Source organism: Streptomyces sp. NBC_00210 (genome assembly GCF_045160975.1).
GTDB lineage: Bacteria > Actinomycetota > Actinomycetes > Streptomycetales > Streptomycetaceae > Streptomyces.
Genome location: NZ_CP108120.1, coordinates 3,725,461 through 3,751,920, shown reverse-complemented (window position 1 = coordinate 3,751,920; position 26,460 = coordinate 3,725,461). Strand labels below are relative to the sequence as shown.

Genomic DNA, 26,460 nt, shown 5'->3' with positions numbered 1-26,460 from the left:
CTCAACGGCATGAACGACGCCAAGCGCACCCCGTGGGTGGTGGGGGTATCCGGTGCGTCCGGGACCCCCTATGCCGCCGCCGTGCTGCGTGGGCTGCTGGCCGCGGGCGAGAGCGTGGACCTGGTGATCAGCCGGGCCTCGCGGCTGACTCTGCTCGACGAGACCGGGATCGCCTTCCGCGACGCGCACTGGCGCGACGATCTGCGGGAGTGGCTGGCGCGCGGGGCCGACGGGAAACCGGGCACCTTCCGGGTGGACGTCGACGACGTACGGCACTGGGCCGCGGGGGATCTGGCCGCCGGGCCGTCCTCGGGCTCGTATCCCGTCAAGGGGATGCTGATTGTGCCCGCGTCGACGGCGTGTGTGGCCGGGGTCGCGCTCGGGCTCTCGAAGGATCTGCTGCAGCGTGCCGCGAGCGTGACGCTCAAGGAGCGTCGACGGCTTGTGGTCGCGGTGCGGGAGACCCCGCTGAACGGAGGGACCCTCAGACATCTGGTGGCGCTCGACGAAGCGGGCGCCGTGGTGCTGCCCGCCTCTCCTGCGTTCTATGCGGGGGCGACGCACATCCAGGATCTGGTGGACTTCGTCGCGGGGCGGGTGCTGGACGCGGCCGGGGTGCCGCATCAGCTGTACCGCCGTTGGGAGGGAGAGCTGGGTGGCTCTCGTACGGATTAGTCCCGATTAGCCCGGACTAGCGCTTCTTGGCGCGGCGGGCCGTGCGGTTTGAAGGATCGCCACGGAAAGTGTGAAAGATTCACAGGGTGTTGACCCTGCGCACCTTGGATTCTAAAGTAGACTTGCGAGATTGTTGAATAATGGAAGGGTCCAGACATATGGACGCGGTGGACAGGCAGCTCATCCAGGCCCTCAGGGAGAACGGCAGGGCCTCGTATGCCGAGCTCGGCCGGCTCGTCGGGCTCTCCGGGCCCTCCGTCACCGACCGCATCAACCGCCTTGAGGCGGCAGGCGTCATCACGGGTTACCGCGCCACCGTCGACGCAGCCTCGCTCGGCCTCGGCGTCACCGCCCTGATCGGCATTTCGCTCTCCGACGCCGCCGACCACGAGGATGTGGCGCGCCGGCTGAAGGACCTCGCCGAGATCGAGGACTGCTGGTTCATCGCGGGCGACGACTCGTACATGCTCAAGGTGCGGGCGAGCGACGTGGACGGTCTGGAGAAGACGATCCGCCGGCTCTCCGGCACACGGGGAGTCTCGCGGACGCGCACCACGATCGTGCTCTCCACCAAGTGGGAGAACCGGGTCGGGGATCTGCCCGAACAGGGCTGACGCGGAACGCCAATGGGGGTCCCCCGCCTGAAAAGTGCGGGGGGAAGTACGGTTGACGAAGCGCTCGGAGGTCCGGGGGGTGGCCCCCGGAAGACACAGCACGAGACATACAGGAGGCGGGCCGTACATGGACGCGGGGCTCAAGCGCGAGCTGGAGGAGAAGGTCCGGGCCGGTGAGCGGCTGAGCCGCGAGGACGGCATCGCCCTCTACGAGTCGGACGATCTGGCCTGGCTCGGCGGTCTCGCCCACGAGGTGCGCACGCGCAAGAACGGCGACGTCGTCCACTTCAACGTCAACCGCCACCTCAACATGACGAACGTGTGCACCGCGTCGTGCGCGTACTGCTCGTTCCAGCGCAAGCCGGGCGAGAAGGACGCGTACACCATGCGCATCGAGGAGGCCGTCCGCCTCGCCAAGGCGATGGAGAACGAGAACCTCACCGAGCTGCACATCGTCAACGGGCTCCACCCCAACCTGCCGTGGCGCTACTACCCGCGCTCGCTCTCCGAGCTGAAGAAGGCCCTGCCCAACGTCTCCCTGAAGGCTTTCACCGCCACCGAGATCCACCACTTCGAGACGATCTCGGGGCTCAGCGCGAGCGAGATCCTCGACGAGCTGATCGAGGCCGGTCTGGAGTCGCTGACCGGCGGCGGCGCCGAGATCTTCGACTGGGAGGTCCGGCAGCACATCGTCGACCACCGCACGCACTGGGAGGACTGGTCGCGCATCCACCGGCTCGCGCACGAGAAGGGTCTCAAGACCCCTTCCACGATGCTTTACGGCCACATCGAAGAGCCCAGGCACCGGGTCGACCACGTCCTTCGGCTGCGGGAACTCCAGGACGAGACCGGCGGCTTCCAGGTCTTCATTCCGCTGCGCTACCAGCACGACTTCGTGGACGTGAAGGACGGCAAGGTCCGTAACCGCCTTCAGGCGCGGACGACGATGGCGACCGGCGCCGAGGCGCTGAAGACCTTCGCGGTCTCCCGGCTGCTGTTCGACAACGTCCAGCACGTCAAGGTCTTCTGGGTGATGCACGGCGTGCAGACCGCCCAGCTTGCGCTGCAGCACGGCGCCGACGACATGGACGGCTCGGTCGTCGAGTACAAGATCACGCACGACGCGGACAACTACGGCACGCCGAACAAGCTGACCCGCGACGATCTGCTCGACCTGATCCGCGACGCGGGCTTCCGCCCGGTGGAGCGGAACACGCGCTACGAGATCATCCGCGAGTACCCGGGCCCGGATGCCGGCCGCCGTGAGTCGCCGCAGCCGATGCGAGTCTGACGCGCGGGGCTCCCCGAGCGCCTCGTCGTCACAAGCCCCGGCCCCAGGCCGGGGCTTCTCACGTGACGGACACCCGTTGAGGCGGTGGCGCGGTAATGGCTAGCATCCATTCATGCCCCTTACGTTTCGGCTGGACCCGTCGATCGACCGTGACCTGCGGGACGGGATCGTCGCGCTCTGGGTCGATGTGTCCAATGCCGGCGGTTCCGTCGGCTTTGTGCCGCCCGTCGATGCCGATGCCGTGCGGCCCGAGCTGGTGAAGCATCTGGCCTCGATGGCCGGAGGGCGGACCCGGCTGCTCGTGGGGTACGACGAGGAAGGCGTCGTGGCGGCCACCGCCTTCTTCACGTACAACACCCACCGGCTGATGCGGCATTGGGTCTGGCTGTACACGGTCATGGTCCACCCCCGACACCAGGGCGCGGGGTACGGCCGCGATCTGATGGCCGCGGTGGCCGAGGCCGCCCGCAGCTTCGAGGGCATCGAGGCGATACGGCTCACCTGCCGGGGCGGCACCGGCGTGGACCGCTTCTACGCCGCCTGCGGCTACAAGGAGGTCGGGCGGGTGCCCGGCGCGATCCGGGTGGCCGCGGGCGACGACCGCGACGACATCATGATGCTGCTCCCGCTGAACTGATCGCCCTGGATCGCCTGTCCGCCGCCCGGCCGCAACCCTCATCGAGGCCCTGCAGTCCGCCCCATTTGCCCGGCGTGCTTCACTGGACGGGCACGAGCTGTCGTACGAGAGAGAAGGCCCACCGTGTCCGCTGCCAAGTCGAGCGCCGCGATCCGGTACACCACCCTGCGTCTGGCCATCTTCATCGGCTGCCTCGTCGTCGTCGGCGGCCTGGTCCAGGTCGGCGTACTGCCCAAGGGACTGGGCGACTCGAACTTCGTCTGGGTCGTCCTGCTCGCGCTCGTGCTCTCCGCGCCGCTGAGTTTCGTACTGCTGCGCAAGCAGCGCGACGCGATGTCCGAGCAGCTCGCACCCAGGATCGACGAGGCGAAGGCCCGTTTTGAGGCGAACCGTTCGCAGGAGGACGGCGCCGTCCAGTAGGCGCCGCGTCCAGACGTCGCGTCAGTTGCCGCGCCTCTTTCCCGCGGGAACGGCAGAGCGCTGCGGCCGCGTCCCGACGGGCTGCCGCCGAGCGCGCTGCGCCGGCTCGGGAACCGCAGCGAGGCGCTGAGCGGCGAACTCACGGTTGGCGATGGTCTGCTTGCGAAACGCGTCGGGCACGTCGGGCAGCGCGAGAAGGCTGTCGCACGCCTGCAGCGAGCGGGGGTAGTCGCCCACCCAGTAGGCGGTGATCGAGAACTCGAACAGCAGCCCCCAGCGGTACACCCACGGCTGGATGAACAGCAGGTCGTCCGGCTGCTCCTTGCCGAGTGCGGCGCAGGCGAACGCGTGCGCGGCATGATGGCGGCCAAGTCTGCGCAGCCGCGACGCCAGTTCGTAACAGGCTTCGAGCCGCTGCGGGCGGGACTCCCAGGCGCGTGCGAAGGCGTCCATGGCGGCCGGCCAGTCGTCGGAATCGGCCTTGAGGATGCCGACCTGCAACAGCGAGTAGTACACCTCCTCGAGCCAGCCCCCCATCTGCGCGCGGCGCTCGTACAGGGCGATCGCCTCGTCGGTCCGGTGCATGTCGCGCATGGTCTGTGCCAGATAGAAGACCGTGCGGGAGTCGGCGGGGTTCCGCTCGAGTTCGGCGCTCAGCAGGCGCGCGTCGCGCTCGAACTTGTCGTGCCGTGAGCCTCCGTCGGCGAAGTCCTCGATGACGAGTGCGTCGAGATTCTGCTGGGCGCCCTGGCGGTCGGCGGTGAGGTACTCATGGGTGACGCCCTCGTAGCGCCAGGCGATGGACCCCCGGACCAGGCGCTTGATGCGGTACTCCAACGCGCCTTCGTGCCGCAGCATGTACGAGTCGGCGGTCAGCCGGGGCAGCGGGCCGTCCTGCCGGATCACGTGGTCGGCGTCGAGGAGGAGCAGATAGTCGGCCTTGCCGCGGGCGTGCCTGATGTTCAGGGTCCGGTTGTGGCCGAAATTGACCCAGGGCTCTTCGTGCAGTTCGCCCGGGATGCCGTCCAGTGCCGAACGGATCAGCTGCTGGGTACCGTCGGTCGAGCCGGTGTCGGAGATCACCCAGGTGTCCACCAAGTCCCGTACGGAGGCGAGGCATCGCTCGATGACTTTCGACTCGTTCTTGACGATCATGCACAGGCACACGGACGGCTTCACGGGCATCACCCTTTTCCGGCGGGTCGGTCCGGCGGCGACCCTATGCAGCACGCCTGTTGGCGAGGCGACGGCACGCCGATGTCCGTGCCGCGTTCGCGTCTGCGTACGCCCATTGGTGTGTCTCTCATAGGCCATTGCGTTGATAGCTCCGCGAGCCTCTCAAGACGTTGCGACCGCGAACCGATGATGCCGAGGGAAGCCCGAACTCGCTTCCGGAGCTTCACTCAAACCGGTTCAAGAAGGAGCAGTGTATGAGTCCTGAGAACAGGACCAAGTCCCCTCTGGGCCCGCTTCCGAGGCGGCGTGCCTGGGTGACCGGCGGATCGATCGCGTCGCTCGCTCTCGTGCTTTCGGGGATCGCGAGCCCCGCGATCGCCACGGCGGAGAGCGTCAAGGCGAACGCCGGAACCACCATCGCGGCCCCCGCGGGCCACGAAATGACCGTAGCCGACCGCGGTCCGAGGGGTCCGCGAGGGCCGGAGGGGCCGAAGGGTCACACGGGTCCGACGGGTCCGACCGGTCCCACGGGTCCGACGGGTCCGACGGGTCCGACGGGTCCGACCGGTCCTCCCGGTCTGGACGGCCTGGACGGTGCCACGGGTGCGACGGGCGACACCGGTCCGACGGGTCCGTGCAACGACATCGACACCTTCAACCCCCTCGTGGTTGCACCGGTCGTCACCACCCACCAGTTCAGCGCCGCGCTCATCGACGGGGTCGCGTTCGCAGGCATCCGGACGGTCCCCGGCGGTGTCTACGACTGGGAGAACATCAGCAACACGGGCGACACCTTCCCGACGGACGCCTGCGCCATCTCGGTGTCCAGCAACGGGACGCCGGGCACGGCCTCGGTCCAGGTGTCGACCGAGGGCGGAGAGGTGTGGGAGACCACCTGCGACCTGAACTTCGTGTCGCCCGGGCCTCCGCCGGTGCTGGTGCCGACCTTTGCGTGCACCGAGGTCTGGACGCAGCAGGTCACCCCGGCCCTCCTCCTCCTGTCGTCCGTTGACCAGAGCCAAGTGAAGGGCGTCATCCCGAACGCCAAGGGCAAGAAGTTCTCCTGACTCGGGTAGTGGTTCCGGCCCGGTTGCAGTACTGACCTGGTCGAGCTCGTGACGACGCGTGCTGTGCCCGTTCCGCGGGTGCAGCACGCGTCTTCGTGTGCGGCGAGTTCGGCGCATTGCGGCCGGCCCGTCCCGCGTCCCGGCCGCGTCCCGCCCGATCTGCGGTGGCCGTAGGCTTACCGCGGAGTCGGGGGTGTGGGGCGGGAGGATTTCTGAACATGGGTGCTGTGAAGGGCGCGAGGGCCAAACGGATGCCGCGCGCCGTGCGCGAGCGGCAGATGATGGACGCCGCCGTGCAGACCTTCGGGCAGCGCGGCTACCGGGCGGCCTCGATGGACGAGATAGCGGAGCTCGCAGGGGTCTCCAAGCCTCTGGTCTATCTGTACCTGAACTCCAAGGAAGAGCTCTTCACCGCGTGCATCCGGCGTGAGGCGGAGGCGCTGATCGCCGCCGTCCAGGCCGGGGTCGAGCCGGGGCTGTCGGCGGACCGTCAACTGTGGGCGGGACTTGCGGCGTTCTTCACGCACACCGCCGAGAACCCGGACGGCTGGGCGGTGTTGCACCGTCAGGCGCGTACGCACGGGGAGCCGTTCGCCGCGGAGGCGTCGGCGATGCGGGACGAGATGCTGGCATACGTGACCGTTCTGATCGGCGCCGCGGCGCGCGAGACCCACCGGGACCCCGAGCTTGCCCGCCGCGATGTGGCGGGTCTCGCGCAGGCGCTGGTGGGCGCCGCGGAGTCGCTCGCGGGGTGGGCCAACGAGACCGAGGGCCTGTCGGCGAAGGAAGCCGCGGGGACGCTGATGAACTTTGCCTGGACGGGGCTGGGGGGCCTTATGAAGGGTGAGCGCTGGTCTCCCCGTTGAGACGCTCCGACGGGGGCCGCCGGGAGCCGACGGGGGCGTCTGCCGGGGCGCGTCGGGTGAACTCAGGGTGGTCGCGCGAGTGCGGTTCGCCACAGTCGGGGTTCGGAGCGGGTCGGGCTACCGGTGCGTAGGGCATCGCACATCGCCGCCCCGAGCAGGGGCGATGCCGCTTCGACGGGGTACATGGGGTCGGGCGCCGCCCGTGGCCTGTGCCTTGCACACCAGGCGAGTCGGGTCAACGCTGGATAAACTCCTCGTTTGCCGTGCGCGGAATGGGGATTCGCAGCGCACTCCACACGACGACGGAGAGTGAGAGATGCGTACGAGCCAGCCCGGTGACCACCGGAGCAAACCCGCACCACATGTCCTGTCGGCCGGCGAACGGTGCGCTGTATGACCGTCGCCCCGGAGTCCCCGACTCTTCTCGATCCGCTGCTGGACGAAGCGCCCGCACCGGCCCTGTTCGCCGCCGGTGCCGCCGCTCCTGAGCGAACCCTGCTGGACATCCTCGACGAGACCGCCCGGCGTCACCCGGACGCAGCAGCCGTCGACGACGGCACGGCGCCGCTCAGCTACCGGGCACTGCTCGCTGAGGTCGAGGCGCTGCGACTGCGTCTCGCCGACGCCGGGATAGGCCTCGGCGACCGGGTCGGTGTGCGGGTGCCGTCCGGGACCGCCGATCTCTATGTGTCGATCCTCGCCGTGCTCGCCGCCGGTGCCGCCTACGTCCCCGTCGACGCCGAGGACCCCGACGAGCGCGCCGAGCTGGTCTTCTCCGAGGCCGCGGTCGGCGCCGTCATAGGCGCCGGGCGCCGGATCGAGGCGCTGGGCCCGGCGGGCGGGCGCCACGGCAGCCGGCCCGGACCCGACGACGACGCGTGGATCATCTTCACCTCCGGCTCCACCGGCAAGCCCAAGGGTGTCGCCGTCAGCCACCGCAGCGCCGCCGCCTTCGTCGACGCCGAGGCCCGGCTCTTCCTGGCCGGGGAGCCGCTCGGCCCCGGCGACCGCGTCCTGGCCGGGCTCTCCGTCGCCTTCGACGCCTCCTGCGAGGAGATGTGGCTGGCCTGGCGGCACGGGGCGTGCCTGGTGCCCGCTCCCCGCTCGCTCGTACGGACCGGCCTGGACCTCGGTCCCTGGCTGGTGGAGCAGCGCATCACCGTCGTGTCGACGGTTCCCACGCTCGCCGCGCTCTGGCCCGCCGAGGCGCTGGACGACGTACGCCTGCTGATATTCGGCGGCGAGGCCTGCCCGCCCGAGCTGGCCGAGCGCATGGCCGTCGAGGGGCGCGAGGTCTGGAACACCTACGGCCCCACCGAGGCCACCGTCGTCGCCTGCGCCGCGCCGCTGACCGGCGAGGGGCCGGTACGGATCGGTCTGCCGCTCGACGGCTGGGAGCTCGCCGTCGTGGACGCCCGCGGTGAGGTCGTGCCGATGGGCGAGAGCGGCGAGCTCGTCATCGGTGGCGTCGGCCTCGCCCGCTACCTGGACGCCGGCAAGGACGCCGAGAAGTACGCCCCGCTGCCCGCGCTCGGCTGGGCCCGCGCCTACCGCAGCGGCGACCTGGTCCGGGCCGAGGCGGACGGCCTGCTCTTCGTCGGCCGCGCGGACGAGCAGATCAAGCTCGGCGGCCGGCGCATCGAACTCGGTGAGATCGACGCGGCGCTGCAGGCGCTCCCGGGCGTCGCGGGGGCCGCGGCTGCGGTCCGCACGACGGGCGCGGGGCATCAGCTGCTGGTGGGCTACGTGGTGCCGAGCGGACCCGCGGCGGCTGCGGACGGCGCGGACTGCACGGACTGCATGGACGGCACGGCCTCCGGCTCCGGTGCGGCCGATGCTGTCGAGTCCGCCGCTCCCGGCGGCACGGTCGCGGGCTCGGCCGACCGTGCCCCCGGCGCCGCGGCCTCCGGCCCGGTGGCCGATGCTGTCGAGTCCGCCCCGCGCGCCGAAGACGCCGACGCCTGCGACGTGATCGGCGACGCGTTGCCCTTCGACACCGTGCCCTTCGATCACGCCGACGCCGTCGCGCGGCTCCGCAAGGAGCTGCCCGCCGCTCTCGTGCCGCTGCTCGCAGTCGTGGACACCCTTCCGACCCGTACCTCGGGCAAGGTGGACCGGGCCGCGTTGCCGTGGCCCTTGCCCAGCCTTCAGACACCGGACAAGCAGGTCGCCGAGCTCACGCCCGCCGAGGCCTGGCTCGCCGAGCAGTGGGCCGACCTCCTCGGCGCGCCGGTGAGCGGCCCCGACGCGGACTTCTTCGCGAGCGGCGGCGGCAGCCTGGCCGCAGCGCAGCTGGTGTCCCGGATCCGGGAGCGGTACGCCACCGGGTCGGTCGGCGACATCTACCAGAACCCGACCCTCGGCGCGCTCGCCCGGACACTGGAAGAGACCTCCACCTCAGGCGCGCACACCCGCGAGATACGCCCGGTGCCGCGCCGTACCGGCCTCGCGCAACTGCTGCTCCTGCTGCCGCTGTTCGGCGTGGCCGGGCTGCGCTGGGGCGTGGTCGCGGCCGCCGTCAACAACCTCATCGGCCTGCCCTGGGCGCTCGCCGTGTCCTGGTGGTGGCTCGCCCTCGGCTGGCTGCTGGTCCTCAGCCCGGCCGGCCGGATCGTGATCGCGGCGGGCGGCGCGCGGCTGCTGCTGCGCGGCCTGCGCCCCGGCACATATCCGCGCGGCGGCTCCGTCCATCTGCGGCTGTGGACCGCGGAACGCCTCGCCGACGTGAGCGGCGCGACCAGCCTCGCCGGAGCCTGGCTCACGTACTACGCACGAGCCCTCGGCGTCCGTATCGGCGAGGGCGTCGATCTGCACGCCCTGCCGCCGGTGACGGGCATGCTGCGGCTCGGCAAGGGCTGCGCGGTCGAGCCCGAGGTGGATCTGTCCGGGCACTGGCTCGACGGCGACCGGCTGCACATCGGCGACATCCGGATCGGTGCGGGTGCCACGGTCGGCGCCCGCAGCACGCTCTTCCCCGGCGCGCGGATCGGCAAGCGGGCCGAGATCGCCGCGGGGTCGGGCGTGAGTGGGACGGTCCCGGCGGGCGAGCGCTTCTCGGGTGTGCCCGCCACGCGCAAGGGCAAGGCCAACCGCAATCTCCCCGAAGGCCGCCCGCCCCGCAGACGCCGCTGGATCGGGATCTACTCGCTGACCTCACTGCTTCTGGGACTGCTGCCCGCACTCGCGGCGCTTCCGGGACTGCTGGTGATCGGCCTGTTCCTGCGCGGCCGCACCGGTTTCGGCGAGGCGCTGACGGCCGCCCTGACCGCCGTGCCGATCGCGACGGTTGTCGCCGTGGTGAGCTACGCGCTGATCGTCCTCGCCGGAGTGCGGCTGCTCAGCATCGGCCTGCGCGAGGGCTACCACCCCGTGCACGGCCGGGTGGCCTGGCAGGCATGGGCGACCGAACGGCTGATGGACATGGCCCGGGTGCACCTCTTTCCGCTGTACGCGAGCCTGTTCACGCCCGTGTGGCTGCGGGCGCTCGGTATGAAGGTCGGCCGCCGGGTCGAGGCGTCGACCGTGCTTGCGCTGCCCGCGATGACGACGGTTGGCGACGGCGCGTTCCTCGCCGACGACACGATGGTGGCGAGCTACGAACTCGGCGGCGGCTGGCTCCGTATCGCCGAGGCCCGCATCGGCAAGCGGGCCTTCCTCGGCAACTCCGGGATGACCGCCGCGGGCCGCTCCGTCCCCAAGCGCGGCCTGGTCGGCGTGCTGTCGGCCACCCCGAAGCGGGCGAAGGCGGGCAGCTCCTGGCTCGGCATGCCGCCGATGAAGCTGCCCCGGGCGGCCGAGAAGGGCGACCAGAGCCGTACGTTCGACCCGCCCAAGCGGCTGATGTGGGCGCGCGCGGCGGTCGAGCTCTGCCGGATCGTGCCGCTCATGTGCGGCGCGGCGCTCGCCGTGCTCGCGCTGGTGGCCTTCGGTCTGCTGGCCGGCCGCATCGGCGTCCTGCTCGCGGCGCTGTCCGGCGGCGGGCTCCTGCTCGCTTGCGGCCTTGCGGCCTGCGTCGTCGCGATCGCCGCCAAGTGGCTGCTGGTGGGCCGCTTCCGGGCGGTCGAGCACCCGCTCTGGTCGTCGTTCGTGTGGCGCAACGAGCTCGCGGACACCTTTGTCGAGGTGCTCGCCGTGCCGTGGCTGGTCGGTGCGATCTCCGGCACGCCGCTGATGAATCTGTGGCTGCGCGGCCTCGGCGCCCGCATCGGCCGCGGGGCCTGGTTCGATTCCTACTGGCTGCCGGAGGCCGACCTCGTCACCGTCGGCGGCGGCGCCAGTGTCAATCGGGGGTGTGTTGTGCAGACCCACCTCTTCCATGACCGGATCATGCGTATGGACAATGTCGTACTCGGAGCGGGCGCGACGCTCGGTCCGCACGGCATCGCGCTGCCCGGCGCGGTCATCGGTGACCACGCGGCGGTCGGTCCGGCGTCGCTGGTGATGCGCGGGGAGAGCGTGCCCGCGGGCACCCGCTGGCTGGGCAACCCGATCGCGGCATGGAAGCAGTGACGTACGAGAGCAACAGCGAGCAACAGCACTAAGGACGCACGAGGGTGACGGATTCGTACTTCCCGCAGCACGGCGACAGCGGCTACCGCACCACGGCGTACGACCTGGAGCTGGACTACCGTCCGCACACCGGACGGCTCTCCGGCCGGGCCAGGATCAGCGCCGTCGCCGAACGCCAGCTGTCCGGACTCGCCCTCGATCTCGGCCCGTTCAGGATCAACCGGGTCCTGGTGGACGGCGGCCGCCCGGCCCGGTACACGCACCGGGACGACAAGCTCCGGGTGCGGCCAGCCCGGCCGCTGCGGGCCGGGGCCGCGTTCACCGTCGAGGTGCGCTACACCGGCGTGCCCCGCCCCGTCCGCACCCGCGACTGGGGCGACCTCGGCTGGGAACAGCTGGAGGAGGGGGCGCTGGTGGCCTCGCAGCCGATCGGCGCGCGGTCCTGGTTCCCGTGCAACGACCGCCCCGACGACAAGGCCCGCTACCGGATCGCGGTGACCGCCCCGACCCCGTACACCGTGGTCGCCAACGGCGCCCTCACCTCCCGTACGATCAGCGCCTCCACCACCACCTGGGTGTACGAGCAGCCCGCGCCGATGGCCAGCTATCTGGCGACCGTCCAGATCGGCCCGTACGAACTGGTCGATGTCGCGCACGCGGGCAGGGTGCCGCAGCCGGCTGCCGTGCCCCGGAGCCTGCTCGATCGCTTCGAGCGCGACTTCGCCCGGCAGCCGCAGATGATGACCGCCTTCACGGACCTCTTCGGTCCCTATCCGTTCGACGACTACGCCGTCGTGGTGGTGGACGAGAAACTGGACGTGCCCGTCGAGGCGCAGGGCCTGTCGATCTTCGGCGCCAACCATGTGGACGGGCGGCGCGGCAGCGAGCGCCTGGTCGCGCACGAGCTCGCCCACCAGTGGTTCGGCAACAGCCTGACCGTCGCCGACTGGCGGGACATTTGGCTCAACGAGGGCTTCGCGAAGTACGCCGAGTGGCTCTGGTCCGAAGTCTCCGGAGGACCGTCGGCGGCCGCGATCGCGGCCAAGTCCCGGGCCCGGCTGGCCCTGATGCGCCAGGACATCCGCATCGCCGACCCCGGCCAGCGGCGGCTTTTCGACGACCGGGTCTACGAGCGCGGCGGCCTTACGCTGCACGCGCTGCGCACGGTGATCGGGCACGCGGCGTTCGTATCGCTGCTGCGTGAGTGGACGACGGCGCACCGCCACGGCTTGGTGAGGACCGAGGACTTCATCGCGCTGGCGCAGCGGCACTCGGCGCATCCGCTGGAGGGTCTGTTCAGGATGTGGCTGTACGACGAGAAGCTTCCCGCGCTGCCGCAGCCGCGCCGCTGACCGGCACGACGCGCCGCCCCGGGCGCCCGCCAAGATCGACCGGACGGGGCCTAGTCGGCGCGGGCGGCGCGCCACTCCCGTACGACCGCGTCGATGTCGAAGGGCATGATGCCCAGCGGCGGACCCGGCGGCGGGCGGCGGATCGCCGCCTCGATCTTCTCGTTGACGTCGGTGAGGATGCGGCGCACCTGGGACTCTGTGACGGCCCGGTCGACCGACTCCCGCGCGTCCTCGGCCTCCTTGCGCAGGGCGAGCGCGGGAGGCAGGACCGAGACGCCCTCGCGGTGCATCTTGCCCTTGACCCACCACAATTCGTCGTACGGGGCCGTGTCGTCGGGCAGGGGCTTTCCGAAGCCCGGCAGATCCTTGAAGTCCCCGCGCTCCGAAGCGTCCCGGATCTGCTTGTCGACCCACGATTCGAAGCTGACACCAGGGGGCTTGCGTTCGGTCACGGTCCGCTCCTCCCGTTTCGTCGTTCCATCGTAGGCGGGTACGAGGCCGGCGCAGGGCCCTCGCGGAGCGGTACCGCCGAAAAGGCAGGAGCCCCGTTCCACAGGGGACGGGGCTCCTTGGTACTGCTAAGTCGTGCGCGATCGCCGACCCTGGCTGACTAGGCCGGGGTGACGTTCTCCGCCTGCGGGCCCTTCGGGCCCTGAGTGACGTCGAAGTTCACGACCTGGTTCTCCTCGAGAGAGCGGAAACCAGACGCGTTGATCGCGGAGTAGTGGACGAAGACATCCGGGCCGCCGCCGTCCTGGGCGATGAAGCCGAAGCCCTTTTCAGCGTTGAACCACTTGACGGTTCCGGTAGCCATAAGCCCTCCTTGGGCCAAAGGGTTGCCCTGCTCCAGAACCTGCAAGAAGTCTGAAAACTACAAAAGCCTGCGGGTTACATGCTCCGCAGGCTCTGTACTGCAAGGGAAACCAAACTGCAACTTGCGTTGAGCCTAGCACGCAGCGTGGGCGCAGCGGTAGAGGGAAAGATCACGTCACCCGGACGTTTGAAGCGATCTTGTTTCTGCTGACGAATCGCCGATGAACCGCAGCTCGGAGGGGGTGCACACCGCCCGGCGCCGCCCGCAGTACGCCACAGGTCTAGCCTCACGATGTGCACAGTCTTGGAGAAGGCCCAGCAACCGACCACCCTCGTGTCCGGCCCCGTGTCGGACACATCCAGTTCCTGAACTGCATGCCCCTCTACTGGGGGCTGGCGCGTACCGGAACTCTCCTCGATCTCGAGCTGACCAAGGACACCCCGGAAAAGCTCAGCGAGCGGCTGGTGCGCGGCGAACTCGACATCGCGCCGATCACTCTTGTCGAATTCCTGCGCAATGCCGGCCAGCTCGTCGCCTTCCCCGATCTCGCGGTCGGCTGCGACGGTCCCGTGATGTCCTGCGTGATCGTCTCCCAGGTGCCGCTGGAGCACCTGGACGGGGCGCGGGTCGCGCTCGGCTCCACCTCGCGTACGTCCGTACGGCTGGCCCAGCTGCTGCTGGCCGAGCAGTACAAGGTGACGCCGGACTACTACACGTGCCCGCCCGATCTCGGCCTGATGATGCAGGAGGCGGAGGCGGCCGTGCTGATCGGGGATGCCGCGCTGCGCGCCTCGCTGCACGATGCGCCCCGGCTCGGTCTCACGGTCCACGATCTTGGGCTGATGTGGAAGGAGTGGACCGGGCTGCCCTTCGTCTTCGCGGTGTGGGCTGCGCGCAAGGAGTATCTGGCGCGCGAGCCGGCGGTCGTACGGGAGGTGCACGAGGCATTCCTCGCCTCGCGTGACCTCTCGCTCCAGGAGGTCGTCAAGGTCGCCGAGCAGGCCGCGCGCTGGGAGGCCTTCGACGCGCAGCTCCTGGAGCGCTACTTCCGCACGCTGGATTTCCGCTTCGGCCCCGAGCAGCTCGCCGGCGTACGGGAGTTCGCGCGGCGGACCGGTCCCACGACGGGGTTTCCCGCGGACGTGGCGGTCGAGCTGCTCGGCGGCCGGTAGCGACAGCCGGTAGCGACAGCGGGGGCGCGGCCGCCGGCGACGTGGCGGCCGGTGGCGCCCCGGCCCCTGTGACGGCTAGGACGAAGGTATGGGGGCCTGCATGTGCTCGCTGATCCACTGGATGGATCCGTCCTCCATGCCCTTCACATAGGTCTTGGCGTTGTGCTCGCCGTCCCGGATGAGCTGGAGGCGGGTCTTGACCGGCCCCTTGCCGTAGTCGCGGATGAAGCTCTTGACGCGCTTCACCCCCGACTCCTTGGTGCCGATCTGGAAGGCCAGATAGACGTCGTTGTCCTTGGTGTCGGGCTTGGCGGACAGCGCCTTGGCGAGCTTCTCCGGGTTGTTGGCCTGGCGCTGGGTCTCGTGGCCGGCCCAGAGCGGCGAGTCCGGGACGGTGTCCGGGCCCGAGGCGATCACGGCCTTGAACTTGTCCGGGTGCTGCAGCACGGACTTGAGGCCCACGAACGCACCGGACGAGGAGCCCATGAAGGCCCAGCCGTCGCGGGACTTGAAGGTGCGGAAGTTGGCCCTCACGAAGTCGGGGACGTCCTCGGTCATCCAGGTGCCCATCTTGGGCTGCCCCGGGATGTCGCTGCCGTCGTAGTAGTACTTGGCATCCGGGTTCAGCACCGGCATGACCACGATGAACGGCAGGCTCTTGCCCTCCTTCGACCACTTGCTGATGCTGCTCTGCAGCTTGAGGTCGGTGCCCATCCAGTAGTTCTTGGGGTAGCCGTTGCCGCCGGGGAGGGCGATCAGGACGGGGAAGCCGCTGTTCGCGTACGTGGGATCGAAGTACTCCTTCGGGGCCCAGACCCAGACCTTGCCCCGGAAGCCGGACTTCTTGCCGTCCAGCGTGGTGACGCCGATCTTGGTGCCGTCGTCGAGGCTGTTCTGGGTGGTGAAGGACGCCTTGGGGCCGGTCGGCAACAGGGTCTTGTCCGCGGCCTCCGAGGCCGCGTTGTTGCCCTTGCGGCCCCCGGATCCGCCTTGCTGCCCGGCGGGGGCCTGCGCGGTGGGGCCGTCGAAGGAGACCGGATCGCCCTCGTCCGAGCAACCCGCGACGAGCGCGACAGAGCCGAGGGCGACGGCGGCTATGAGGGCCTTGGGCAGGCGTTTCATGGGGACTCCGAGCGGTGTTTTCGGACGACCGGTGTGATTTACGCCCAGAGAGATGGCGCCGGGCCCGGTTAGGTTGGCTCCGCGGCGCCAGGAATCCTCGTGATGCCGGACACGACGCCCCTAGGCTGAAGCGCCGCAGCAGGTAGGACAATCGCCGTAGCAGGTAAGGCAATCGGGGGAGTGCAGATGCAGCCGCTGGATCCGGGCGAGCCGCAGAGCATCGGTGCGTACCGACTGCTCGGCAGGCTGGGTGCGGGCGGGATGGGCCGCGTCTATCTCGGGCGCAGCGCCGGGGGCCGTACGGTCGCGGTGAAGGTCGTCCATCCGCATTTCGCGCTGGACGAGGAGTTCCGGGCGCGGTTCCGGCGCGAGGTGGCGGCGGCGCGGCGGGTCGGCGGCCAGTGGACGGCGCCGGTGCTCGACGCGGACCCCGAGGCGACGGTGCCGTGGGTGGCCACCGGGTATGTCGCCGGTCCCGCGCTGTCCCAGGCGGTCGCCGGGCACGGTCCGCTGCCCGCGCATTCGGTACGGGTGCTGGGCGCGGGCCTCGCGGAGGCGCTGGCGGCCGTGCACGGCCTCGATCTGGTGCACCGGGATGTCAAGCCGTCCAATGTGATGCTCACGCTGGACGGCCCGCGGCTGATCGACTTCGGGATCGCCCGGGCCACCGACGGCACGGCCTCGCTCACCTCCACCGGGGTCTCGGTCGGCTCGCCCGGCTATATGTCGCCGGAGCAGATCCTCGGCAAGGGCATCACGGGCGCGGCGGACATCTTCTCGATGGGCGCGGTGCTTGCGTACGCGGCGACGGGCGAGGCCCCCTTCCCGGGCGACTCATCGGCGGCGCTGCTCTACAAGGTGGTGCACGAGGAACCCGAACTGGGTTCCCTGGAGGGCGATCTGCGGGAGCTGGTCGCGCACTGCCTGGCGAAGGATCCGGCGGCGCGGCCCGCGCCCGCGCAGATCGCCGAGAGACTGGCTCCCGGCGGCGCGGCCGCGCTGGCCGGCTCCGGCTGGCTGCCGGGCCCGCTGGTCGAAGAGGTCAGCCGGTCGGCGGTCAGGCTGCTGGACCTGGAGCCCTCGGACGCGCCGATCGCGGACGCCGTCTCGGGCCCGGTCGCCTTCAGCAGTCCGGCGATAGGCACCTTCGGCCCGCCCGTCGAACCGGTGGAACCGCCGCGGGACGCGCGGCCGCATACGGACGTGCGGCCGCATACACCGGAGCGGCCCGCGGAACAGCCGCCGGGCCGCGGCCGCCGGAAGGTGAGCTGCACCGTGACCCTGACCATCGCGGCCGCACTTGCCGCGGTCACGATCGGCGCCGGCTTCCTGCTCGACCTGTGGCCGTCGCACGGCTCGGGCGGCGAGGGGGGCGACGTGGCGGCGCGCCCGCCGGCGGCTGAAAGCACGGTGCTCAACGAGGTGCCCAAGGCCTTCGTCGGCACCTGGAAGGGCCCCTTCGACGTCGAGTTCGCCGGCAGCAAGATCGCGGCCGGGACCTTCTCGGTCGTCGTCGGCCCCGGTAAGGCGGGCGCAAAGGTGGGCACCGTCACCCAGTTCGACGCTTTTGGGAACTTCGCCTGCGAGGACAGACTCGTGCTGCGCAGCGCGACCGCGACGCAGCTTGTCGCCGACGGCACGTCCAGCGGCAAGGAGGGCAACCACTGCACGCCGGGCACGCACTCGGTGAAGCTGAAGCTCACCGGGGCCCGGCTCGAGTACACCTCCGAGGAACCGCGGGCAGGCAACCCGCGTGCGCTCCTTGACCGGGCGGACTGATCGGGCCCGCAGGTCGTGACCGGCTCGCAGGCCGTAGCAGCGGCTGGCGTAGGCTGGACCGGCCCGCAGATGCTCTGAAAAACCGCCGAAAGGTGACGCCCGGTGACCGAGAAGGCCGACCTTCAGTCCGTGCTGGACCGTGCTGCCGAGGGTGGGCGGATCACGCCCGAAGAGGCGCTGGATCTGTACCGCGACGCGCCGCTGCACGCGCTCGGCGCGGCGGCGGACGCCGTGCGGCGGCGGCGTTACGCGGGGACCGAACACATCGCGACGTACATCATCGAGCGCAACATCAACTACACCAATGTGTGCGTCACGGCCTGCAAGTTCTGCGCCTTCTACGCCCCGCCGAAGGACACCGCCAAGGGCTGGACCCGCGACCTCGACGACATCCTGCGGCGCTGCGCCGAGACCGTCGAGCTGGGCGGCACCCAGATCATGTTCCAGGGCGGGCACCACCCGGACTACGGCGTCGAGTACTACGAGGAGCACTTCGCCGCGATCAAGAAGGCGTATCCGCAGCTCGTCATCCACTCCCTCGGCGCGTCCGAGGTCGAGCACATGGCCCGGATCTCCAAGGTGTCCGTCGAGGAGGCGATCTCGCGCATTCACGCCGCCGGTCTCGACTCCTTCGCGGGCGCCGGCGCCGAGTTGCTGCCCGAGCGGCCGCGCAAGGCCATCGCCCCGCTCAAGGAATCCGGCGAGCGGTGGCTGGAGATCATGGAGACCGCGCACGGGCTGGGCGTCGAGTCGACGTCCACGATGCTGATGGGCACCGGCGAGACCAATGCCGAGCGGATCGAGCATCTGCGGATGATCCGCGACGTGCAGGACCGGACGGGCGGCTTCCGGGCCTTCATCCCGTACACGTACCAGCCCGAGAACAACCACCTCAAGGGCCAGACGCAGGCCACCCTCTTCGAGTACCTGCGCATGATCGCGATCGCCCGGCTCTTCTTCGACAACATCGCACACATCCAGGGCTCGTGGCTGACCACGGGCAAGGAGATCGGCCAGCTGACGCTGCACTACGGGGCGGACGACCTGGGCTCGATCATGCTGGAGGAGAACGTCGTCTCGTCGGCCGGTGCGAAGCACCGCTCCAACCTGATCGAGATGATCGACATGATCCGCAAGGCGGACCGGGTGCCGGCCCAGCGGACGACGACGTACGAGCACATCGTGGTGCACGAAGACCCGGCGGACGACCCGGTCGACGAGCGCGTGGCCTCGCACATCTCGTCGACGGCGATCGCGGGCGGCACGGCGCATCCCGAGCTGAAGCTGCTCGCCTCCAACTGAGGCCTCGATGCTGACACTTCACCGGGTGCGCGGAGTGCGGCTCGTTGCCGACCATCCGCGCGCCGCGGAGACCGACCTCGGGCATGCCGTTGTCGTCGAGGGCGCGCGGTTCGCCGCGATCGGGCCGTACGAGGAGCTGTTCGCGGCGTACGGAGACCGGGCCAGGGTCCGGGAGTGGGACGGGATCCTCACCCCCGGGCGGTACGAACCGGACGCGGTCGCCCTGTTGGAGTCCATGTACTGGCCCGATCCGCGGGAGGCCCACGAACTGGGCACCGAACCGCTCACCGGGGACGCTCTCGGTGCGCTCGGGATGACCGACACCCGGTGGGGCGCGAGCGCCCGGCGCGGGGTGCAGCGACTGCTGGCGGCCGGGACCACCGTGCTCGCGGGTCCCTTCACCCGCCCTGCGGTCCGCGCGGCCGTCGAGCGCTCCGGCATCCGGTACTACCCGCAAGCTCCCCCGGAGCTCCGGCCCAGGGTCCTGATCCCGTCAGGCGTCGCCGACTTCGCGGTTTTTGCGGATGACGGGCGCTGCCTGGTGACCGCCCTCGACGGACGCCTGGTGTTCCGGCGTCAATAGCGCGGCGGCCGTCCATCACTTCTGGTGACGGTACCGTCGTAACCAGGACCGCGCTCCGTACGTGCGTCCACACTCGCGTCCATGGGAGCAGTCATGGCTACAACCCGACGATTCGAGCGGGCCACCGAGGAGAACTGGATGTACCCGCCCGCCGAGGGCTGGACGTTCGACCAGGTGAAGGATCTTGATCTGCCCTTCGACTGGGTGCTCGTGGACGGAGTGGTCGTGGTTCGGGGACAGACGAAGTACTGGCACAACATTGTGCGCGACGAGGTCGCGGACCATCTGAAGCAGGCACGGACAAAGCCCTACCGGGTGGTCACCGAGCAGTGCGTGATGTACGACGAGTACACGAGGCCGAAGCCGGATGTGATCGTCTTCGACCCCACAGGCCTTGAGCTGTTCGACCTGGAATGCGTGCCGGTTCAGAAGCTCGCCCTGGTGGTCGAGGTGGTCTCACCAGGGTCCAGAACCGATGACCGCTTCACGAAGCCCGCACTTTTCTCCGATGCCCTCGTGCCCACCTACTGGCGCATCGAACGGGAGCGGGACGGTCGTCTCGGGCTGTACGAGTACCGGCTCGACACCGAGACGCGCTCGTATGCCCCGCCCCAGGCACACCGCGACCGGTTCATCACCGAGCTGCCCTTCCCCGTGGAGTTCGACCTTCAGGCCCTGCTCGACCTCTGACTGCTCCCGACGGGCACAATGGAGCCGTGACCCGAGCAACCCTGGACAAGCAGCCGCACGAAGTCGCCTCCATGTTCGACGACGTGGCGGCGAACTACGACCTCACCAATGATGTGCTCTCCCTCGGTCAGGACCGGCGGTGGCGCAAGGAGGTCGCCAAGGCTGTGGACGCGCGCCCGGCTGAGAAGATCCTGGATCTGGCCGCGGGCACCGGCACGTCCTCGCTGCCGTTCACCGCCGCCGGCGCGTACGTCGTGCCCTGCGACTTCTCGCTCGGCATGCTGCGCGAGGGCAAGAAGCGCAACCCGTGGCTGCCGCTCACCGCGGGGGACGCGACACGGCTTCCCTTCCGTGACGGGGTCTTCGACGCCGTGACGATCTCCTTCGGGCTGCGCAATGTGCAGGACACGGGCGCGGCGCTGCGCGAGCTGTACCGGGTGACCAAGCCGGGTGGGCGGGTGGTGATCTGTGAGTTCTCGCAGCCGACCTGGGCGCCGTTCCGCACGGTCTACACCGAGTACCTGATGCGGGCGCTGCCGCCGGTGGCGCGGGCGGTCTCGTCCAACCCCGACGCGTACGTCTATCTCGCCGAGTCCATCCGCGCCTGGCCCGACCAGCCCGGTCTGGCGAAGCGGCTGCAGCAGGCCGGCTGGACCAAGGTCGCCTGGCGGAATCTGTCCGGCGGGATCGTGGCACTGCACCGCGGCACCAAGCCCCAGTAAGGCCATGGAGCAGCTGGACTACCAGGCCGTCCTGGAGCAGGTCGCTCAGGACGTCGCACCGCAGATCGGCAGCGGCACGCCCGCCGCGTACATTCCGGCACTCGCCTCCGTCGACCCGAACCGCTTCGGCATGGCCATAGCTGATGTGGACGGCAAGGTGTACGGAGTCGGGGACTGGCAGCGCCCCTTCTCGATGCAGTCGATCACCAAGGTCTTCACGCTTGCGCTGGCGCTCGCCCAGGGCGGCGACAGTCTCTGGGAGCGTGTCGGCCGGGAGCCCTCCGGCAATCCCTTCAACTCGCTGGTGCAGTTGGAGTACGAGAACGGGATTCCGCGAAATCCCTTCATCAACGCGGGCGCGCTCGTCGTCACCGACTGTCTGCAGACCCTGACCGGCGACGCGAGCAGCGAACTCCTGGAATTCCTGCGGCAGGAGAGCGGCAATCCGGAGCTGGCCTTCGACGCGGAGGTCGCCGAGTCCGAATCCACCTACGGTGACCGAAATGCCGCGCTGGCCCACTTCATGGCCTCGTACGGCAATATCGCCAATCCCGTTCCCACGCTCCTCGACCACTACTTCTGGCAGTGCTCGATCGAGATGAGCTGCGCGGATCTGACCCTGGCGGCCCGCTTTCTGGCCCGCCACGGGCTCCGGGCGGACGGCTCCCGCCTGCTGACCCGCAGCGAGGCCAAGCAGATCAATGCGGTGATGCTCACCTGCGGTACGTACGACGCGGCCGGCGAGTTCGCCTACCGGGTCGGACTGCCGGGCAAGAGCGGCGTGGGCGGCGGGGTCGTGGCGGTCGTGCCGGGGCGCTGCACGCTGTGCGTCTGGAGCCCGGGCCTGGACGAGCGCGGCAACTCGGTGGCGGGCGTCGCGGCGCTGGACCGCTTCACGACGCTGACCGGCCTTTCCGTTTTCTAGGCCTGTCCGGCCGATCAGGCCGGACAGGCCTGCCAAGTCCCGCGCGGGCGTGGGCCCGCTCCCGGGCGGGACCCTGAAGTGGCGCTGCGTAGCTGCGAGTTGACGGGAACCAGCGGACGGGCAAGATGAGTCAGTTGTTTACGACTTTTGTTTACGGCTTGCTTATCCGCCCTGTTCCTGTCCCCGCTCGTCCCCCGGAGTCTCCCCATGGCCTCGTACTGCCCGCACTGCGGCAACCCATCCCCGGATGAGGCGCGCTTCTGCATGAAGTGCGGGCGCGAGCGCTTGCCCGACGCTGCCGCGGGCCCGCCACCACCGGCGCTGCCGGCCGTACCCGCATATGGGCCGGGGCCCGCACAGCCCTCGCCCGTCGGGGCCTTCTTCGGCCGCGTGTTCCGCGGCGACTGGCTGTCCTCGGCGAAGGCGGCCGCCTGGCCGAGCGGACTGCTGCTCGCGCTCGCGGTGGCGCTGGCCATCCCCTCGTACGGCCAGGACGACGACGTCGTCGTCGGCTGGAGCGACCGGCTGCGGATCGCGCTCGCGATGCTGCTGCAGGCGCTCGGCGGCAGCTTCGAGGTGAAGGCGACGGCCGGCTCCTCGCCGTTCGGCTCGGACTCGGGCTCCGGTTCCTCCGGCGGGATCTTCGGCGACGGCGGCTACCCCGGCACCTCGGGCGGCGGGAGCTCGGACGCGATCGCGCAGGGCGGGGCCTCGCTCTCCCTGGTACCACTGACGATGACCCTGCTGTGGATCGGCGCGGTGTGCATCGGCGCGCGGATGCTGCGTACGCGCGGCGCGGGGCTGGAAGCGGCGGTACGGCTCTCGTTGCTGGTCACCGGCGTGGTGCTGGTCCTCGGGCTGTTCGCGCAGCCCGAGATCGCCGGGGTCGAGGTCTCCTCGTCCCCGCTGCTCGCGGCGCTCGGTGCGCTGGGGATCTCGCTCGCGGTGAGCTGCGGGGTGCTCCAGCGCGACGACCTCGCGGCGTGGCTGGCGCAGCGGCCCGCGGCCCGGTCGGCGGTGCGGGCTCTGGGTACGTCGGTACGCGCGCTCGGCGCGGTGGTGGCGCTCTGCTCACTGGTCGGCTTCGTCGTGTACGCGAACGCCGACGACGTGGACGGCACGGCCCTGCTCATCGCGCTGCCGATCCTGCCCAACATCGGGTTCGCGGTGCTCGGGCTGAGCTGGGGCGTGCCGGTCGAGTTCGCCGTCCAGGGGCGGTTCAGCATGGTCGGCTCCAGCACGGAGCACGGCAGTTTCGGGCTCGGCGAGATCAAGGACGTGTGGGGCGGCGGGGCGGTCGCCGGGATGCTGGCGCTCGGCGCGGTCTGCGCGCTGACGCTGGGTGTCTGGGCGGCTCGCCGCTCGGCCGACCGTCGCGAACAGCTGCTGGCCGGGGGCTTCTCGCTGGGGCTCATCCTGCTGTTCATGGGCGTCAGCGGGGTCGGCGGCGACCTCGCGGGCGGGATCGAGGACTGGGGCGGCCGGGGCACGACGGAATTCGCCCCGAGTGTCCCGGACGCGCTGCTGTTCGGCCTGCTGTGGGTGGGCGCGGCGACGTTCCTGGGCCCGTACGTACTGAAACTGACGGGCGGGCAGCCGACGGCTGCTCCCGCGGTACCGCCGTACGCCCCGGGCACGCCGGTCGCGCCGTACGCGACACCTGGCGCCCAGCCCCTGGTGCCCCCGGGATTCCCGGCGGCCCCTACGGCCCCGGCGACGCCCGGCGCTCCGGCGGGCTCGGAAGTGCCGGGCGCTGCGGGGACTCCGGCCATTCCTGCGGCTCCGCCCACGCAGGTGGACCCGGCCGCTTCGGCCGCTCCCGCGACGCCAGTCGCCCCCGCAGCCCCCGCCGCCCCGGTTACCGTGACCGACCCGGCCGCTTCCGCCGGCGGCGTACCGCCGTACGCCGCCCAGACCCACGCGGCCGGTGCGTACGACCCGCACACCGTCCATCTCGCCGCCGCCGCCCCGGTGGCCCCCGCCCCCGCCCCCGCGGCCGAGCGCAAGCGCAAGGTCCTCCTCTGGACCGCCACGCTCACCGTCGCGTTCCTGATCGGAGGGGGAGCGACGGCCGGCGCGCTGATCATGCAGAAGCGCAACGACAAGCCGGGCAACACGCAGAACCAGAACCAGAACAAGCCCGCCGTCGCCTCGCCCTCCGAGTCCCCGAAGACGGACCCGCCGCCGAGCCAGGACCCGAGCTCGCAGCAGTCGGCGACCCCCTCGGCCTCGCCGACGCAGCCGACGGGCACCGGCACCCTCCCCGCGGGCTTCGTGCTGAAGCAGGACCCCGCCGGGTTCAGCGTCGGCGTCATGGACGGCTGGAGCCGCCGCCAGACTGGCAGCCAGATCTTCTACGAGGCCCCGACCGGCGGCGAATACCTCCAGATCGGCATCGTCAAGAACACGCCGACGTCCTCGTACGAGAACTTCCTCGGCCTGGAGCAGAAGCACCTGCAGACCCCGAAGACCAGGTACGAGCGCAGTCAGCTGATCCAGAACACCTATCAGGGCCGGCCGGGCGCGCTCTGGGAGTTCACCCACATCCCCGAGCCGGACGAGGGCACCCTCAAGCGGCATGTCATCGACCAGGCGTTCGTCGCCGCGGACGGCACGGAGTACGCGATCCTCGCCGCCGGCCGCGCCGAACTCTGGGACGCCAGCAAGGACGTGGTGTTCTCGACCGCGCTCAACACGTTCAGAGTGAGCTGAGCTCCAGGCGGAAGCAGTACCCCTTCCGCTGGGACTGAGGCGTTGTGAACGTCTCCGCGAGCTCCATCCCCAGCCGCCGGGTCACCGCGATGGAGCGCTCGTTGAGGGCGTCCACCATCGCCACCACCCGCTCCACCCCTGCCGCCCGCACCCGCTCCAGCGTGGTGCGGGCGGCGGCCGTCGCGTACCCCTTCCCCCACGCGGACCGCGCCAGCCGCCAGCCGATCTCGATCTCGCCGCGCGGGCCGAAGCTCTCGTGCGGCCAGGGCTGCGCCCCGGTGAAGCCGATGACCTCACCGTCCTCGTCCAGCATCGTCCACAGGCAGAAGCCGCGTTCGGCGTCGTGTCTGCGCTGCCGCGCGGTCAGCTCCTCGTAGACCGACAGCTCGGCCGACGTGCCGCCGTGGAACTCCATGACCTCCGGGTCGGCGAAGATCCGGTGCCAGGCCAGGGCGTCCTCGTCGGTGGGCACACGCAGCTGTACGGCGGGGAGCGGCCTGCTCATAGGGGGGAACCCTTCAGTTTGTGGATCAGTTCGCACCCATAGACTGCACATGTCCTGTGCCATTCGGTACGCAATATCGAGTCTTCGGGAGAACCCGCCGTGACCGAGCCCCTCTCCGAAAACACCGCCGATGTGATCGTCGTCGGGGCAGGCCCGGCCGGCTCCACGACTGCGTACTACCTGGCCAAGGCCGGACTTGACGTGCTGCTCCTGGAGAAGACCGCCTTCCCGCGCGAGAAGGTCTGCGGCGACGGCCTCACCCCGCGTGCCACCAAGCAGCTGGTCGCGATGGGCATCGACATCTCCGAAGAGGCCGGCTGGCTGCGGAACAAGGGCCTGCGGATCATCGGCGGCGGTGTGCGGCTCCAGCTGGACTGGCCGGATCTCGCCAGTTACCCGGACTACGGACTCGTCCGCAAGCGCGACGACTTCGACGAGCAGCTGGCCCGGCAGGCGCAGAAGGCGGGCGCGCGGCTGTACGAGCGCTGCAATGTGGGCGCGCCGGTCATCGACGACCGCACCGGCCGTATTACCGGCGTGCACGCCAAGCTGGGCGAGGACAAGCGTGAGGTCACCTTCCGCGCCCCGCTCGTCGTCGCCGCCGACGGCAACTCCTCCCGGATCTCCCTCGCCATGGGCCTGCACCGGCGTGAGGACCGCCCGATGGGCGTGGCGGTACGGACGTACTTCACCTCGCCCCGGCACGACGACGACTATCTGGAGTCCTGGCTGGAGCTGTGGGACCGGCGCGGCCCGGGCGAGGACCGGCTGCTGCCCGGCTACGGCTGGATCTTCGGCATGGGCGACGGCACCTCCAACGTCGGCCTCGGCGTGCTCAACACCTCCGCCTCCTTCAAGGAGCTGGACTGGCGCGAGGTGCTGAAGGCCTGGTGCGCCTCGATGCCGGAGGACTGGGGCTACACCGAGGAGAACATGACGGGCCCGATCCGTGGCGCCGCGCTCCCGATGGCCTTCAACCGCCAGCCCCACTACTCCAAGGGCCTGCTGCTGGTCGGCGATGCGGGCGGTCTGGTCAACCCGTTCAACGGCGAGGGCATCGCGTACGCCATGGAGTCCGGGCAGATCGCCGCCGACGTGATCGTCCAGGCACACGCCCGGCAGACCCCGGCCCAGCGCGAACTGGCCCTCCACCGCTACCCCAAGGTCCTCAAGGACACCTACGGCGGCTACTACACGCTCGGCCGCGCCTTCGTGAAGCTCATCGGCAACCCGAAGGTCATGAAGATCGCGACGCAGCGCGGTCTGACGCATCCCGTACTGATGAAGTTCACGCTGAAGATGCTGGCCAACCTGACCGACCCGACGGGCGGCGACGCGATGGACCGCATCATCAACGGGCTGAGCAAGGTGGCCCCGCGTTCATGACGACGGCCCCGCGTTCATGACGACGCGCCGCCGCTTCGCGCGGCGGCGTACGGTGCGGGCGTGACGGGCCTTGCGGCGATACGAAGGGGCTGACCGGGCCCTGTGAACGGACGAAGGGCCGCGGCTCCACCCCCGAGCGGG

General features: G+C 70.4%; 23 protein-coding genes and 1 pseudogene. 19 read left to right on the top strand and 5 right to left on the bottom strand.

The window, feature by feature from the left end:
* Nucleotides 1–9: 9 nt before the first annotated feature.
* The 5 genes from OG729_RS16975 to OG729_RS16955 all read left to right on the top strand — a co-directional run bounded on the left by OG729_RS16975 (nt 10) and on the right by OG729_RS16955 (nt 3,637).
* Nucleotides 10–675, top strand: a complete 666-nt coding sequence (locus OG729_RS16975; protein ID WP_405806875.1) for a UbiX family flavin prenyltransferase — start codon at nt 10–12, stop codon at nt 673–675.
* Between the two features lie 158 nt (nt 676–833).
* Complete coding sequence (locus tag OG729_RS16970; RefSeq protein WP_360874493.1) at nt 834–1,289, top strand: Lrp/AsnC family transcriptional regulator; 456 nt, start codon at nt 834–836, stop codon at nt 1,287–1,289.
* Nucleotides 1,290–1,416: 127 nt separating this feature from the next.
* Nucleotides 1,417–2,580 carry an aminofutalosine synthase MqnE gene (mqnE, locus tag OG729_RS16965; RefSeq protein WP_360874326.1) on the top strand — a complete coding sequence of 388 codons (1,164 nt, stop codon included), beginning with the start codon at nt 1,417–1,419 and terminating at the stop codon, nt 2,578–2,580.
* A 112-nt stretch (nt 2,581–2,692) separates the two neighbouring features.
* Entirely contained in the window at nt 2,693–3,217 is a 525-nt protein-coding gene (locus OG729_RS16960) for a GNAT family N-acetyltransferase (protein ID WP_405806874.1), read from the top strand.
* 123 nt (nt 3,218–3,340) lie between these two features.
* Nucleotides 3,341–3,637, top strand: coding sequence for a DUF4229 domain-containing protein (locus OG729_RS16955; protein WP_360874320.1), 297 nt, complete (start codon nt 3,341–3,343; stop codon nt 3,635–3,637).
* A 21-nt stretch (nt 3,638–3,658) separates the two neighbouring features.
* Here OG729_RS16955 and OG729_RS16950 read toward each other — a convergent pair whose 3' ends face one another.
* A complete protein-coding gene (locus tag OG729_RS16950; protein WP_405806871.1) occupies nt 3,659–4,822 on the bottom strand; it encodes a glycosyltransferase in 1,164 nt (387 codons plus the stop codon).
* A gap of 245 nt (nt 4,823–5,067) precedes the next feature.
* Between OG729_RS16950 and OG729_RS16945 the strand changes: the two genes are divergently transcribed.
* The 4 genes from OG729_RS16945 (at nt 5,068) to OG729_RS16930 (ending at nt 12,607) form a co-directional block, all read left to right on the top strand.
* Nucleotides 5,068–5,880, top strand: a complete 813-nt coding sequence (locus OG729_RS16945) for a hypothetical protein (protein WP_405806870.1) — start codon at nt 5,068–5,070, stop codon at nt 5,878–5,880.
* Nucleotides 5,881–6,098: 218 nt separating this feature from the next.
* Nucleotides 6,099–6,746: a TetR/AcrR family transcriptional regulator gene (locus tag OG729_RS16940; protein WP_405806868.1), complete on the top strand. Its 648-nt coding sequence runs from the start codon at nt 6,099–6,101 to the stop codon at nt 6,744–6,746.
* A gap of 393 nt (nt 6,747–7,139) precedes the next feature.
* Entirely contained in the window at nt 7,140–11,255 is a 4,116-nt protein-coding gene (locus OG729_RS16935; protein ID WP_405806867.1) for a Pls/PosA family non-ribosomal peptide synthetase, read from the top strand.
* A gap of 44 nt (nt 11,256–11,299) precedes the next feature.
* Nucleotides 11,300–12,607 carry a M1 family metallopeptidase gene (locus OG729_RS16930; protein ID WP_405806865.1) on the top strand — a complete coding sequence of 436 codons (1,308 nt, stop codon included), beginning with the start codon at nt 11,300–11,302 and terminating at the stop codon, nt 12,605–12,607.
* A gap of 50 nt (nt 12,608–12,657) precedes the next feature.
* On the opposite strand, the gene OG729_RS16925 is transcribed toward OG729_RS16930, so the two are convergent.
* Nucleotides 12,658–13,059 carry a DUF1992 domain-containing protein gene (locus tag OG729_RS16925; protein ID WP_360874304.1) on the bottom strand — a complete coding sequence of 134 codons (402 nt, stop codon included), beginning with the start codon at nt 13,057–13,059 and terminating at the stop codon, nt 12,658–12,660.
* Nucleotides 13,060–13,217: 158 nt separating this feature from the next.
* Nucleotides 13,218–13,421: a cold-shock protein gene (locus OG729_RS16920; protein ID WP_003967102.1), complete on the bottom strand. Its 204-nt coding sequence runs from the start codon at nt 13,419–13,421 to the stop codon at nt 13,218–13,220.
* A gap of 293 nt (nt 13,422–13,714) precedes the next feature.
* On the opposite strand from OG729_RS16920, the gene OG729_RS16915 reads away from it, so the two are divergent.
* A complete protein-coding gene (locus OG729_RS16915) occupies nt 13,715–14,593 on the top strand; it encodes a menaquinone biosynthetic enzyme MqnA/MqnD family protein (RefSeq protein WP_405806863.1) in 879 nt (292 codons plus the stop codon).
* 75 nt (nt 14,594–14,668) lie between these two features.
* Here the strand turns inward: OG729_RS16915 and OG729_RS16910 are convergent, their stop codons facing one another.
* Nucleotides 14,669–15,715: an alpha/beta hydrolase gene (locus tag OG729_RS16910; protein ID WP_405806861.1), complete on the bottom strand. Its 1,047-nt coding sequence runs from the start codon at nt 15,713–15,715 to the stop codon at nt 14,669–14,671.
* Between the two features lie 186 nt (nt 15,716–15,901).
* Here OG729_RS16910 and OG729_RS16905 point away from each other — a divergent pair, with 186 nt between their 5' ends.
* From OG729_RS16905 to OG729_RS16870, 8 genes and pseudogenes are all read left to right on the top strand, one after another.
* Complete coding sequence (locus OG729_RS16905) at nt 15,902–17,494, top strand: serine/threonine-protein kinase (protein WP_405806860.1); 1,593 nt, start codon at nt 15,902–15,904, stop codon at nt 17,492–17,494.
* 102 nt (nt 17,495–17,596) lie between these two features.
* Nucleotides 17,597–18,796 carry a cyclic dehypoxanthinyl futalosine synthase gene (gene mqnC / locus OG729_RS16900; RefSeq protein WP_360874293.1) on the top strand — a complete coding sequence of 400 codons (1,200 nt, stop codon included), beginning with the start codon at nt 17,597–17,599 and terminating at the stop codon, nt 18,794–18,796.
* A 7-nt stretch (nt 18,797–18,803) separates the two neighbouring features.
* Nucleotides 18,804–19,379 carry a hypothetical protein gene (locus tag OG729_RS16895; RefSeq protein ID WP_405806858.1) on the top strand — a complete coding sequence of 192 codons (576 nt, stop codon included), beginning with the start codon at nt 18,804–18,806 and terminating at the stop codon, nt 19,377–19,379.
* 93 nt (nt 19,380–19,472) lie between these two features.
* Nucleotides 19,473–20,069 (top strand): Uma2 family endonuclease, encoded by a 597-nt coding sequence (locus tag OG729_RS16890; protein ID WP_405806856.1) that lies wholly within the window; start codon nt 19,473–19,475, stop codon nt 20,067–20,069.
* A gap of 26 nt (nt 20,070–20,095) precedes the next feature.
* Nucleotides 20,096–20,791 carry a demethylmenaquinone methyltransferase gene (locus OG729_RS16885; RefSeq protein ID WP_405806855.1) on the top strand — a complete coding sequence of 232 codons (696 nt, stop codon included), beginning with the start codon at nt 20,096–20,098 and terminating at the stop codon, nt 20,789–20,791.
* 13 nt (nt 20,792–20,804) lie between these two features.
* Nucleotides 20,805–21,716, top strand: a complete 912-nt coding sequence (locus tag OG729_RS16880) for a glutaminase (RefSeq protein ID WP_405811155.1) — start codon at nt 20,805–20,807, stop codon at nt 21,714–21,716.
* Nucleotides 21,717–21,923: 207 nt separating this feature from the next.
* A pseudogene (locus tag OG729_RS16875) lies at nt 21,924–21,992 on the top strand (zinc-ribbon domain-containing protein); the annotation flags it as partial.
* A gap of 9 nt (nt 21,993–22,001) precedes the next feature.
* Nucleotides 22,002–24,428, top strand: a complete 2,427-nt coding sequence (locus OG729_RS16870; protein ID WP_405811469.1) for a hypothetical protein — start codon at nt 22,002–22,004, stop codon at nt 24,426–24,428.
* On the opposite strand, the gene OG729_RS16865 is transcribed toward OG729_RS16870, so the two are convergent.
* The gene (locus tag OG729_RS16865) at nt 24,415–24,933 is read right to left on the bottom strand and encodes a GNAT family N-acetyltransferase (protein ID WP_360874279.1); all 519 of its coding nucleotides are present in this window, start codon (nt 24,931–24,933) and stop codon (nt 24,415–24,417) included. The two genes, OG729_RS16870 and OG729_RS16865, sit on opposite strands and share 14 nt — an antisense overlap.
* A 99-nt stretch (nt 24,934–25,032) precedes the next feature.
* Here OG729_RS16865 and OG729_RS16860 point away from each other — a divergent pair, with 99 nt between their 5' ends.
* The gene (locus OG729_RS16860; protein ID WP_405806854.1) at nt 25,033–26,319 is read left to right on the top strand and encodes a geranylgeranyl reductase family protein; all 1,287 of its coding nucleotides are present in this window, start codon (nt 25,033–25,035) and stop codon (nt 26,317–26,319) included.
* The last annotated feature ends 141 nt before the right edge of the window (nt 26,320–26,460 follow it).